Annotated in this window: 12 protein-coding genes; 1 reads left to right on the forward strand and 11 read right to left on the reverse strand. The window is 49.6% G+C overall.

What is annotated here, in order from left to right; all coding sequences use genetic code 11:
• Positions 1 to 67: 67 nt before the first annotated feature.
• Positions 68 to 2,866, forward strand: coding sequence for a glycoside hydrolase family 3 C-terminal domain-containing protein (locus ABD014_RS19160; RefSeq protein WP_343863787.1), 2,799 nt, complete (start codon positions 68 to 70; stop codon positions 2,864 to 2,866).
• Positions 2,867 to 2,982: 116 nt separating this feature from the next.
• Here ABD014_RS19160 and ABD014_RS19165 read toward each other — a convergent pair whose 3' ends face one another.
• The 11 genes from ABD014_RS19165 to ABD014_RS19215 all read right to left on the reverse strand — a co-directional run bounded on the left by ABD014_RS19165 (position 2,983) and on the right by ABD014_RS19215 (position 12,809).
• Positions 2,983 to 3,756 (reverse strand): class I SAM-dependent DNA methyltransferase, encoded by a 774-nt coding sequence (locus tag ABD014_RS19165; protein ID WP_343863956.1) that lies wholly within the window; start codon positions 3,754 to 3,756, stop codon positions 2,983 to 2,985.
• A 49-nt stretch (positions 3,757 to 3,805) separates the two neighbouring features.
• The gene (locus tag ABD014_RS19170) at positions 3,806 to 4,708 is read right to left on the reverse strand and encodes a CvfB family protein (protein WP_343863789.1); all 903 of its coding nucleotides are present in this window, start codon (positions 4,706 to 4,708) and stop codon (positions 3,806 to 3,808) included.
• A complete protein-coding gene (gene rsfS / locus ABD014_RS19175; RefSeq protein WP_343863791.1) occupies positions 4,705 to 5,052 on the reverse strand; it encodes a ribosome silencing factor in 348 nt (115 codons plus the stop codon). The genes ABD014_RS19170 and rsfS overlap by 4 nt, the downstream gene beginning before the upstream one ends.
• A gap of 35 nt (positions 5,053 to 5,087) precedes the next feature.
• Positions 5,088 to 5,669, reverse strand: a complete 582-nt coding sequence (gene yqeK, locus ABD014_RS19180) for a bis(5'-nucleosyl)-tetraphosphatase (symmetrical) YqeK (protein ID WP_343863794.1) — start codon at positions 5,667 to 5,669, stop codon at positions 5,088 to 5,090.
• Positions 5,650 to 6,246 (reverse strand): nicotinate-nucleotide adenylyltransferase, encoded by a 597-nt coding sequence (locus tag ABD014_RS19185; RefSeq protein ID WP_343863796.1) that lies wholly within the window; start codon positions 6,244 to 6,246, stop codon positions 5,650 to 5,652. The genes yqeK and ABD014_RS19185 overlap by 20 nt, the downstream gene beginning before the upstream one ends.
• A 20-nt stretch (positions 6,247 to 6,266) precedes the next feature.
• The gene (gene yhbY, locus ABD014_RS19190) at positions 6,267 to 6,557 is read right to left on the reverse strand and encodes a ribosome assembly RNA-binding protein YhbY (protein WP_068782179.1); all 291 of its coding nucleotides are present in this window, start codon (positions 6,555 to 6,557) and stop codon (positions 6,267 to 6,269) included.
• A gap of 62 nt (positions 6,558 to 6,619) precedes the next feature.
• Entirely contained in the window at positions 6,620 to 7,486 is an 867-nt protein-coding gene (gene aroE / locus ABD014_RS19195; RefSeq protein WP_343863800.1) for a shikimate dehydrogenase, read from the reverse strand.
• Positions 7,487 to 7,555: 69 nt separating this feature from the next.
• Positions 7,556 to 8,683, reverse strand: coding sequence for a ribosome biogenesis GTPase YqeH (gene yqeH, locus ABD014_RS19200; RefSeq protein ID WP_343863802.1), 1,128 nt, complete (start codon positions 8,681 to 8,683; stop codon positions 7,556 to 7,558).
• Positions 8,680 to 9,207, reverse strand: a complete 528-nt coding sequence (locus ABD014_RS19205) for a YqeG family HAD IIIA-type phosphatase (RefSeq protein WP_343863804.1) — start codon at positions 9,205 to 9,207, stop codon at positions 8,680 to 8,682. The genes yqeH and ABD014_RS19205 overlap by 4 nt, the downstream gene beginning before the upstream one ends.
• A 129-nt stretch (positions 9,208 to 9,336) precedes the next feature.
• Complete coding sequence (locus ABD014_RS19210; protein ID WP_343863806.1) at positions 9,337 to 11,568, reverse strand: DUF4129 domain-containing transglutaminase family protein; 2,232 nt, start codon at positions 11,566 to 11,568, stop codon at positions 9,337 to 9,339.
• Positions 11,565 to 12,809 (reverse strand): DUF58 domain-containing protein, encoded by a 1,245-nt coding sequence (locus ABD014_RS19215; RefSeq protein WP_343863808.1) that lies wholly within the window; start codon positions 12,807 to 12,809, stop codon positions 11,565 to 11,567. The genes ABD014_RS19210 and ABD014_RS19215 overlap by 4 nt, the downstream gene beginning before the upstream one ends.
• Positions 12,810 to 12,815: the final 6 nt, after the last annotated feature.

Raw genomic sequence — 12,815 nt, forward strand, 5'->3', positions numbered from 1 at the left:
ATCGTGTAAATGGGATATTATATGATCATAGATATATATTTCATATATTTGGGGAGGAACAGAAGGAATGAGCACAAGTAAGATTGGTATTCCTCTAGAAGGATTTGCCGAATATAGCAGAATTGCTGCTGTAGAAGGAGGAGTACTGCTTAAAAATGAGGACAAGATGCTTCCGATTAAGGAAACAGAAGTCGTGTCCGTGTTCGGCAGATGCCAGATTAATTATTACCGGAGCGGCACAGGATCAGGCGGCGCTGTGAATGTGGAATATGTCATTAATGTATTGGATGCGCTTCGCAGCAATCCTAAAGTAACTATTAATGAGCATCTGGCAGAGCAATATCAGAACTGGATCGCTGAGAACCCGTTCGACAACGGCGGAGGCGGCTGGGCTGCAGAGCCATGGTGCCAGAAGGAAATGCCGTTATCCGAGGAATTGGTGGCAGAAGCAAAGCAAGCTTCCGACAAAGCGATCTTCATTATCGGGCGCACCGCTGGCGAAGATAAGGACAATGCCGATGCAGAAGGCAGTTACCGCCTGACAGCTGAAGAGCAGGAAGCACTGAAGATGGTCTGCAAACATTTTGACCAAGTAGCCATTGTATTGAATGTATCCAACATTATCGATTTAAGCTGGATCGAGGACAAAGTATACGAGGATCATATCAAATCCGTCATCTACGTATGGCAAGGTGGAATGATCGGGGGACATGCCGTCGCTGATTTGCTCTCCGGAGACGTATCTCCAAGCGGTAAATTAACCGATACAATTGCCTACAGCATCGATGATTACCCTTCAACTCAAAACTTTGGCAACGAGATCAAGAACTTGTACCAGGAAGATATCTATGTCGGATACCGGTATTTCGAGACCTTCTGTCCTGAGAAAGTACAGTTTGAATTCGGCTATGGTCTCTCCTATACCGAGTTTGACATGCAAATAACAGGAGCCAGACAGATTGGTTCAGGTCTGGATACAGAATTGCAATTGGACGTTGCTGTGAAGAATATCGGCGATACATATGCCGGCAAAGAAGTAGTTCAGGTATACTACGAAGCACCACAAGGCGTGCTTGGCAAGCCTGTCAGAGCCTTGGGCGCTTTTGCCAAGACCAACACTCTACGGCCTGGTGAGACAGAGACGCTTACAATCACTCTCCCCGTACGTTCCATGGCCTCTTATGATGATGGCGGAGCAACCGGGCATAAATCTTGCTATGTGCTTGAAGCAGGCCCTTACGAGTTGTACGTTGGCAACAGCGTAAGAAATGTGGAGAAAGTACGTATCCATGACAAAGCTGCATTCATTGCAGAAGAACTTATCGTCGTTGAGCAACTCGAGGAAGCAATGGCTCCCGTAGAGAGCTACACTCGCATTAAGCCTGGAAAACCAAAAAGTAATGGCATTTATGAAATCGATTTCGAAGAGGTTCCTAAACGCACGGTATCGATGAAAGACAGAATTGAGGCGCGCTTGCCGCAAACCTATCCGCAGACCGGAAATCAAGGCATCCTTCTGAAGGATGTACAGGCTGGCAAAGCCAACCTGGAACAATTTGTAGCCCAGTTGACGAATGAGGAACTGGCTACAATCGTCAGAGGCGAAGGAATGAGCAGTCCAAAGGTCACTTCCGGAACAGCAGCCGCCTTCGGCGGAGTTGGCGATCATCTTCTCGATTATGGCATTCCTGTAGCCTGCGCGGCTGACGGTCCTTCCGGTATCCGTATGGATAGCGGCTTGAAAGCAACCCAGCTGCCGATCGGTACATTGCTTGCTTCTAGCTGGAACGTAGAACTGGTGGAATCATTGTATGTTATGGAAGGACAAGAGCTGCTGCGAAATGAAATCGATACCTTATTAGGACCAGGTATTAATATTCACCGTAATCCGCTGAATGGCCGGAACTTCGAATATTTCTCGGAGGACCCGTACTTGACGGGATGCTTCGGGGCCGCTGTTACTCGCGGCATCAAGAAGGGTGGCTCCAGCGCAACGGTAAAGCACTTCGCATGCAACAACCAAGAGAAGGCTCGTTCCAAGGCAGATTCCATCGTATCTGAGAGAGCGCTGAGAGAAATCTACCTGAAGGGCTTCGAAATGACTGTCAAATTGGGAGAAGCCACTTCCATCATGACTTCGTATAATCCAGTCAATGGACACTGGGCTGCTTCCAACTATGATCTGAATACGACCATTCTCAGAAATGAATGGGGCTATGATGGCATTGTCATGACAGACTGGTGGGCGATCATGAATGATGTAGTAGACGGCGGAGAACCGAGCTGGAAATATACTTCGTTCATGGTGCGAGCTCAGAATGATCTGTACATGGTCGTGAATAACAATGGAGCAGAGATCAACTCCAGAGAGGATAACACGATTGAAGCGCTGAAGAATGGAACATTGACGGTCGGGGAACTGCAAAGATGCGCCATCAACATTTGTAAATTCATTATGAATGCACCTGTATCTGCAAGAGAGCCTAAACCGGCTGAAGAAATCATTCTGTTCAAAGCCAAGGCGAACGCTCCTGAGGCTGAATCTAGCCAAACTGTTCAAGAACTGTCAAAAGAGACGAATGTCCGCATCGATGCTAAGGATCAACCTGTTTATCTCAAGGTCGATGAACCGGGAGTATATGGAGTCGTCGTCAATATGTGCTATAAGGCTACCAATCTGTCGCAATCTGCATGTAATCTCGTCCTCAACGGTGAGATTCTGACAACCGTTCAGACGAATGGTACTGACGGCAACTGGATTACCCAGAAGCTGTCCAGATTTGAGCTAGAGAAAGGCTTCTATGAGCTGAAAATAGACTTTGTGAAGCCAGGCATGGAAATTGGCTGGATCGAGCTCATCCATTAATCCTTCGCCTCTTGTCCTGTCTGGCAACACGCTAGCTGAATAAATATAGAAAGACGCTGCCCCGCTGTTAATAACAGCCTGAGGCAGCGTCTTTTTTGACGGCATCAAATCATGTATTATTTCACGGCCACATAGAACAGTCTAGCTGCCCCCTCGGCCGATTCTCCCCATTTGAAGTCGCCGTAGCAATGAACCTCACGAAAGCCGCATTGCAGCAGCTCACGCTCCACCCAGGCCGGATCATAGGCCCGCTGAGTATGGTACTCCTCAAAGCGGCGGTATAGATCCCCGCCCAGCTCCGCTTCATGTGCGAAGATCGTCAAATGATGCTCAATCTCGCATCTCTCGTCATCGAACTCGCAAGTCCATATATATGAAATAGAAGACTCATCTAATATGAACGGCTGCTCTTCGTCATACTGCCGCAGTGTATTCGGATGATGAACATCGAACAGGAATGTCCCGCCCGGCTTCAGTCCTTCATAGGTTCTGCGAAAGGTCTGAACGACCTCTTCCTCTTCCAGCAAATAATTAATGCAGTCGCAGAAGGAGATCACAGAATCGACTGGCTCCGGCAGTTCCCATTCCGTCATATTCTGCTGTACCCAGTTCACTCTGCCATCTTGATAGAGGCGAGCGCCTTGTGGGGTTGTCTCCATGCGCTGTCTAGCGACAGACAGCATGTCCGAGGACAGATCAATGCCTGTCACCGTCAGACCCGAATTCACCAGCGGAATCGTCATACTCCCCGTCCCGCAGCCCAGATCAACGACCGTCTCAGGCTTGCCGTAATGCTCCCAGGCTGTATGCGCGAACGAGAGCCAATCAGAGTAGGGCATATCCGCCATCAATTCATCGTATACGTAAGCAAATTTTTGATATGAAGTCAAACTCCCCATACTTCCCACCTGACTCTCCTAGAGGTCTGAACACGTACTCTTACTCTTGATCAGCTTGTTCCTGCTCCGCAGACTTCAGATAAGTCCAGTTCTCTTTCTGGGTTACCTTGCCTTCCTTCATCAGCTTACCAATCGCGCGCTTGAAAGCCGCCTTGCTGATGCCGAATTTCTGCTTAATCAAATCAGGCGGCGTCGAATCGGAATAAGGCATGCCTCCGGTCGAACGACTCTCCAGATAGGCTAGTATTTTATCAGCATCTTCATTGCGACCGATCTCTTTGCGTGCTGACATGGACAGATTGACCCTTCCATCCTCGCGCACATGCGTTACGCGAACTTGAACTCGTTCCCCAAGACGGAGCAACCGTGCTCTCTCCGAGGAATGAATCATCCCGATCGCTCCAAATCCAAGCACCCCGCCGTCCACGATGACGAAGGTACCCATTTGCAGCGGCTTATAGACGATGGCCTCCTGCCATTGATTGTTCCAGCTTGTCGGAGCATGGAATGTATGCGGCGCAAGCTCTTGCTCTCCAGCGAGCTTCGCCTTCAGTCTGCCCTGCTTGTCATGCTCCATAATGACGTAGACCTTATCCCCTACTTGCGGATGCAGTTCACGAAGCTCCGGCAGCTCGCGGATCGGTAGAAGCAGCTGGCGCCCCAGTCCCATCTCGAGGAAGCAGCCAAGCCGCGGGTGCACATCGGCCACTTCCAGAAGAGCCAGCTCGCCGAGCGTCAGCATCGGACGTTTCATTGTCGCTGCTAGCCGATCCTCCGTATCAAAGAACAGAAATACATCAACAATATCTCCCGGTTTTACCGGATGCGTGATTTCCGAATAATGGAGCAGCACATCCCGATCCCCGACCTTTAGAAAATAGCCAAAAGGAGACACTTCCCGATCAATCGGATGCGTTAAGATCGTACCTGCAATCAGACTCATACGTTCTCCACTACCTTGGCATCGGACCAAAGACGTTCGATATTGTAATATTCCCGCTCATCACGATGGAAGACATGAACGACGACATCGCCAAGATCCATGAGTACCCAGCGCGCCGAATCGACCCCTTCAATCCCCCGAATATTAGCTCCAAGATCCTGGGCGCGTTTGCGCACCTCGGTTGCGATTGCCTGTACCTGGGTATCCGAGTTGCCGTGGCAAATAATGAAATAGTCGGCGATCAGGGATACTTCTTTCAGATCCAATACTACGATATTCATTGCTTTCTTATCTTCCGCCGCCTTATAGGCTGCGTTCATCAATTCCATAGGTGATACTGCCATCCAATCTACCTCCTGCAATTATTTATTCCCATCTTCTACTTATCATCATAACCAAGTCTTCTAACTATATCATTGCGAGCCAGTACCGTTAACGGAAAAATAACCTTCTGCTTCTCAATCAGGAACGTAATCGTCGAATCGAATCCGGCCACCAGCGCCTGCTCCAGATTGTGCTCAGCCAGCTCGCGTATGCGGTCAACACCTGGAAAATTGCGTCCAGGCTCTATATAATCCGCCAAGCAGACAATCTTATCCAGCAACGTCATACCGACTCTTCCCGATGTATGGTAACGGATCGCATCCAATACCTCCGGATCATTGATCCCGTACTCCTGCTCTGCCACAAAGGCCGCTACCTCGGCATGCAATAGCTGCTTATCATATTCCAGCAGTTCCGGATTCAGTCCATGCTCAAGCATTACCGATTCCTGTTGCTCGATCGGCCAGAACTTGGCCAGGTCGTGTAGTAACGCAGCTAAATCGGCCTTGACCGGATCTGCACCATAGCGCTCTGCCAGGCTCACGGAGGTTGCCATTACGCCTTCCACATGCGTCCAGCGTCTTGCTGGCATTTGTGCGGATACCATGTCCAACAGCTCATCTCGAGTGTACCGCATACAAACCGCTCCTTACGATATATTCATATACCTCTTCCGTCACCATGTAGCGAACCGATTGCCCCGAAGCTCTCCGTTTGCGGATCAAGCTTGACGATATATCCACTAGTGGCATATCCGCAAGGAGTACCGCATCCTGAATGAAAGAGGGCATAAGGTCAAGCTCCAGGAAGCTGCCCGGCCTTTGCAGTCCGATAAAATGCAGCATCGAAGCCAGTTCCTCGATCCCCTCCCATTTCGGTAAATAATTCACCATATCCGCACCAATAATGAAATAAAATTCTAACTCAGGGTGCAGCTGCTTTAGCTCTCTGATTGTGTCTATCGTGTAGGATACGCCACCGCGCTTAAGCTCGATATCCAGTGTCTTGAAATCGGCATGACTGCGGATCGCCGCTGCCACCATTTCAAGCCGTTCCTCACCGCTAACCCCGGATTTGCTCTTATGCGGGGGAATATGGGAAGGCATGAACCAGACCTCGTCCAGGGCGTACTGCTCCCGGGCGGCTTCAGCCGCTAATAAATGTCCAAGATGTATCGGGTCAAATGCCCCTCCCATGATACCAACTTTTCTCATCTGGTCTTCCTCCTGCAGCTCTAGGGCAGCTCGATCTGCTTATACTCGGTCGATTCCTTGTACAAAATAATCGTTCGCCCAATCAGTTGTACAAGTTCTGCCCCTGCGCCAGCTGCCAGTTCCTCTGCGATCTCCCGTGGATCGTCCAGATTGTTGTTCAGGACCGAAACTTTGATCAGCTCGCGGCGCTCCAGCGCCTCCGAGATATGACGGATCAACTGATCATTCGTTCCTCCTTTGCCGACTTGAAAAATAGGTTGAAGGCTATGAGCCAATCCCCGTAAATAACGCTTTTGCTTTCCACTTAACATCTAGAATCAAAACCCCTTATAGTTATTGAATAGTATTGAAAATCTAATCATTATTCTGTCCATTAGCCCAGACTTGCCAATACAGCCGACTTCATCGCCTCGATTGGAGCTGGCCTTCCTGTCCAGTATTCAAAGGCATATGCGCCTTGATATACAAACATACCAAATCCATTGTGAATGGTACAGCCCTTCTGCTGTGCCTGCCGCAGCAACTCTGTCTGAAGCGGATTATAGATCAGATCGCTTACTATGATCCCCTCCGGGATCATCTCTGGGTTAAGCGGGATATCACTGATCTTCGGGTACATTCCAACGGAGGTTGTATTAATTAAAATATCGACTTCCGAGATATACTGACCCATCTGCTCCAGCCCGCAGCCCGTGATATTGCCGAGGTGGGCCCATTCCGCTGCAAGCTGCAACGCCGACTCCTTCGTCCGATTGGCGACAATCACCTGCGCTGGCCGCTCCAGTAATAAGGCATAAATAATTCCCCGGGCTGCTCCACCCGCACCGATGACAAGCACCTTCCGTCCGGACAGATCGGAGACAGCTTCTTCCTTCAGGGAACGAATATAGCCGATCCCATCTGTATTATAGCCCTTCAGTCGGCCTTCATCATTGACAATGGTATTGACTGCGCCAATATAGCGCGCCCCTTCATCAATCTCATCTAGATAATCCATAACCTCTACTTTGTGCGGGACAGTCACATTCACGCCGCGGAAGCCGAGCGCCCTAATCCCCTGAATAGCATGGCGCAAATCCCCCCGCTTCACATGAAACGGAAGATAGGAGCCCTGCAAGCCAGTTGCTTGCAGAGCCGACATATGCATCGCTGGAGATTTGGAATGGAGTATCGGGTCACCCATTACGCCCAGCAAAAGTGGCAAACCGTTATTTTCCCGTATCAGATTCGTCTCCTCCATGATGTCCCCTCCTATCAATTTAACCAGACGTGTGAAATCCAACGATGGATGTGGTGCCCTATCACTGTCTTAGATCAGCGATGGCCGCAGCATGACCTTGATCCCTTTTGGCACATGCACTGCGATGACCGCACCCATGTCGTTATTCACCTTAACCCAGCCCAGACCGGAGATGAAAACATCAGCCTTCTGACCCTTGGCAATTTTGAACTCATGTCTCGTCCATTCCGGCAGCTTCTCCAGATTGTCGCGGCTTGGCGGTGAGAGCAATTCGCCGGCATGATCTGCGAACAACTCATCCGCCCGCTCCAGCTTCGTCCGGTGCAGCTTGATCCGCGAGCTGTTGAAGCAGGTGAACGACTGGCGTTCCCCTTGAATAAAGTCGAAGCGGCCAAAGCCGCTGAAGAAGATCGTCTGACCTTCATTCAATTGATATACAGCCGGTTTAAGCGACTTGTCCGGCATAATGATGCCAAGATCCTGCGCACTCACCAGTTCACTATATCTTGAAGGGTACACAATCCCTGGCGTATCAATAATCGCTCCACCATCATCAAGCGGAATATGCACCATGTCGAGCGTTGTTCCAGGATAGCGGGATACTGTCAATTCCTGATCCAAGTCGCTGTATTCACGGATCAGGCGATTGATCAGTGTAGATTTGCCTACATTGGTTGCCCCGACGACATATACGTCACGATTGCCCCGATGCCGCACTACAGCATCAAGAAGACGATCAAAGCCGCTGTTCTGCTTGGCGCTGCAGAGGATTATATCCTCTATTTTCAGCCCCATATCCTTGGCTTCCTTCTGCACCCAGTTGCGAATCTTGTTCCAATTCGACACCTTTGGCAGCAGGTCGGTCTTGTTCACAGCCAGCAGTACCGGATTGTTGCCGATGAACCGCTGCAAACCTGAAATAACGCTCCCTTGAAAATCAAATAAATCGACGATATGAACCACAAGCGCCTTCTTCTCGGCAATTTGTCCAAGCAGTCTTAAGAATTCGCTCTGTTCTACCGTAACGGATGATGCTTCATTATAGTTCTTAATCCGAAAACAGCGCTGGCATATGATTGGCTCTCTCTCCAGCGCTTGTGTCGGAATATATCCCGGTTTGGACGGATCTTCACCCTGCAGCTTCACTCCACAGCCGCTGCAATGAAGAGCGTCTTCTCTTACCTGGGCTTCTGTCATTTTCTCTTGTCCTCCTCAAGCCATAATCCCGTCTTGCCTAGACGTCGTCTCACGATGCGTTCCATTCTGCGGTTAATCCGAGTACCGAGACCTTCATCGGCTATAGAAATCGGCAGCACCAGAACAGTATATAAGCCCTGTCGGTTCCCCCCGAACACATCCGTCATGAGTTGGTCCCCGACCACGATCGTCTGCTCCGGAGCCAGTCCCATGATTTGCATCGCTCTGTGGAACGGCGTCCCGAACGGTTTTCTCGCCTTATGCACGAATTCAATATTTAAAGGGGATGCGAATATGGACACCCTGTCAAAGTTGTTGTTCGACACAATCACCAGCTTCAACCCGGCTTGCTTCACCTTCTCAAACCACTCGGTCAACTCTGGGGTCGCCGAAGGCACCTTCGCTCCTACGAGGGTATTATCCAAATCGGTAATAATCCCGCGGTACCCATCGGCATATAGCTTATCCAAATCGATGTCAAACACACTGTCTACCCGCAAATCAGGCAAAAACTTCTCAAACAATTAGTTCACCTCGGTTTCATACGACACACTATACCATAATCTTTCCCCAACTTCCTTATATTTTAAAAAAGAAAATGCCCCCGGCGCAAGCGTCCAGGGACAAGTCTAATGCAAACATGTGACGGATGTTTATTTTTTGTCATGATTGATGCGGGACAGCCTGTGACACAGCTGTTGGACACTGAGCCAATCCTTATTCGTAGCCGTATTCGGACTGTAAATAGCACTTTCATATTTCTGTAACAAATGGTCGAGAATCACCGAGAGCTCTGGCTGCTCCTCCCTGATCCGTTCGAACGCTTCGCGAACTGTCTCATGTCCATGACGTTCAAACCCTTGCCGCTGCAGCTTCTTTACGGTGCGCAAAGTTCCATAAGCGATCTTATCTGCATAGGTCAGCGACCTACCGAGGCGCAGGCGAACGAAGCCATAATAGATACGCTCTCGTAATTGATACAGAAGCCAGGCGAGCGCAACCAATATAATACTCAATGATACATAGCGTATCGCTGTGGAGTTCGAAGATAACCATGAAGGCTCTTCCTCAACAACGTTGTCCTCAACAGGTTCCTGAGGCTCCGATTCATCCGCTGCGGCTTCCTCTGGTGACTCATCCGCATATAGCAACGGAGCAGTAAAGCCCGGCGTAGCTTCAAACGGAATCCAACCGTATTCTCCAAAGTACAGTTCAGCCCAGGAATGCGCATCAGAATTGTTCACCTGGTACGCTGTTGTTGTCACTAAGGCCGGTCTCCCCCTCATATCCTCGGAATCTGGCAGCCTCCCCGGGCCATACCCTTTCACCCAGCGAGCCGGAATTCCTTGCGAGCGCGCCATCATGACCATCGCGGTCGAGAAATAGTCGCAGTAGCCTTCCTTCACTTCAAATAAGAAGCTATCCACGAAATCCTTGCTCCGGCGCAGTGAAATATCCGGTTTATTCGTATACACGTAGTTCATCCGCAAATATTCCTGGAGAAGCTCCATTTTCTTGAACGGAGTATCCGCATCAGCAGTAATCTCTTCCGCCAAATCCTTAACCCGCCCAGACAATGAAGATGGAACCTGCAAGTAAACTTCATCGATTGGAGCCGCATATAGATGCTTATAGCTGGCTCCGCGCAGTTCAGTTAACGGAATGACAGGAATTTCTGATGTCACCTTATACTTAACCGGATAGTCCGGCTGTGAGCCTCGGAAACCTCCGCCCCAGCGCAGTTCCCCCTCCTTGGCGGCCCAGCTTAGCTTAGGATTTCCACCACGTCCCTCGTCAAGCAGAGATACCTTGGTAATGAAGTAACCACCGAACAGAACCGGATAAGTTTCGTCCGACTGCATCGTAATGGTCTGCTCTACTTCCCTCATTTCAATATTTCCAGCCTGCTCATGGGTAAGGCCCGCAGGTGTAGTCAATCCGCGGAAGACTTCATAATCCCGCTTCTCCTTATCAAAGTCAGCCCAACCGTTCCCCGTATAGATGTGTCTCGTCTCACCGCGCCAATAAGTGCGTAGCGGCGAGTCTATCGACATCACCGGACTGTAATTGAATTCGAACCCTCCGCCAAGCTCGGTATCATCTCGACTATAGCCGGAGAGAACTCCTTGGGCATCCGGATCCTTATCCTTTATCGCGCTTGAAATAGCAGACTGTACTTCGCTACCAGTCCCCTGCCCTCCGCCTCTCCCCTTCCATGCCGTATAAGGGTCGGTCAGTATAGGAGACACGGAAGGTACGCTCGTCCCGATTAATAGTACCCCGGCGAAAATAAGCAGAATATTGAAGATAATCTCGAATGGATACTGCTGCAGCCTTCGCCAGCCATGGGGGTAAGATAACTGGTAATCCCTCAAATGAAGGCAGACGAGCCAGCCGAGGCCGGCAAATACCGTCCAGGCTACATTTTGCCATAATTGATATGGTGTAAAAGAATCCAGGATTGCAAAAGCGATCAAATCCGCTGCCAGAAACAGTAAAATATATTTTCTCGTAAGCAGCAGTCTAGATATAAGCTCCAGGACAAGCCAGGTGATTAAGGCGAACCAAATATATGGAATAAATTCCATGAGCATTTGCAAAATCTGATCGGGGAAGAGCCGTCCGTACGGCATATAAATCCCATATTTGATCAGCATTACCCGACAAATGATAGCAACAGAGAGCAACTTCCCGATATTTCGTACTAGGGAAGCTATAGGCAGAAGATCAATCGCCGCCACAATGATCAGAGTCCATGTCACAATATCGGTTGTCTGCTGAAACCAGATGGGCTCTGTGAATCTAACCCACTGCATACCCAGTATGACAACCCAGATCATCCTAGAGACACGATACCAATAAATCGGTTCATCGGAACGCTTCAACCGTAGCCACCCCCTAACAATACAGGCAAATCGGTTAGAGAGGATAACTGTATACCAGCGATTTCCTGACGGTTATATAGAGATCCAGGACGTGTACGTGAATCTACATTCCTAGCGCTGCCGATATGGATATGAAATGGTATCATTTGGCTTCTCTTGGCCCAGCGCAGCATATCGAACAGAAGCTCATCAGCTAGCGGAGTTACTATAATAAAGAACGCCCCGGAAGGGAACAATTCCTTACGCTGTTCAAGCTGAGCCTTATAATCACCGGTACCTTCCGGACTAATATCTACTAATTGATGCAGCATTTGCTGGCGCTCGAACTGACTCTCCGTCGGGGCACTGCCCCAAACCTCTCGGCCAAGAATACACAGTCCCATGTTAATTCTCTCTCGGCCTCCAAACTCTAGTAAGGAAGCAACTGTTGACACAGCTAATTCAAACCGATCCCGTTCTACATAATTGGCGGCATGGGCATCCAGTATAATCATTGTCTTCGGAATTGATTCACGTTCGAATTCCTTCGATTTCCAGGAGCCTGTCTTCGCCGTGGCGTTCCAGTGGATTCTCGAGATTCGGTCTCCGTAAATATAATCTCTTACCCCGTTTATTTGCGTCGTCTCGCGACGCGATTGCAGTATCGTAGTCTCCGGCCCAGAATAGCGGGAGTTACGGCTAAATAATTGCCAGCGGGGAATGAAGATCGTTCGGGGGAGTACATAGAACTCCCCTTCCGGCTGAAATGTTCCTTCGTGCTCCAGCAGGCCGAAAATATCCTTAGAGCGGCATTCCGTCGCTCGAAAGCTGTATTTGCCCCGTTCCAGCGGGGGCGTCTGGTAGACGAGCTCTGCATGGCTCCCTACACGCGGGACAATGCTATCTTCATACTTCCAGGAATCGCCGTTATGCCGCTGTAGCTGTTCATTGACTATCAAATAAGGAGTTATAACGAAGGTGGGTAGCTGTAACCTAAGCTTCACCTCAACCTGGCTCCCGGCTTGAATAGCCTGCTTCCCCGCTAATTCGCCATTCAGTGATAAACTGCGCTCTGCCCTGACCTGCTTCACACCCGCAAGACTACAAATGAACCAATACAGGGCCAGCACATTGATCATTGTGAACAACATGAACGATGTCTTACCACCCTGAAACAATACGTACAACAAACAAATGAACCATAAAGAAGCCGCTTTCCAAAAATTGCGGGAAGCAAGACCAGATTTTAATGCACTCATCATGACCCG

The organism is Paenibacillus motobuensis (assembly GCF_039521865.1).
Lineage (GTDB): Bacteria > Bacillota > Bacilli > Paenibacillales > Paenibacillaceae > Fontibacillus > Fontibacillus motobuensis.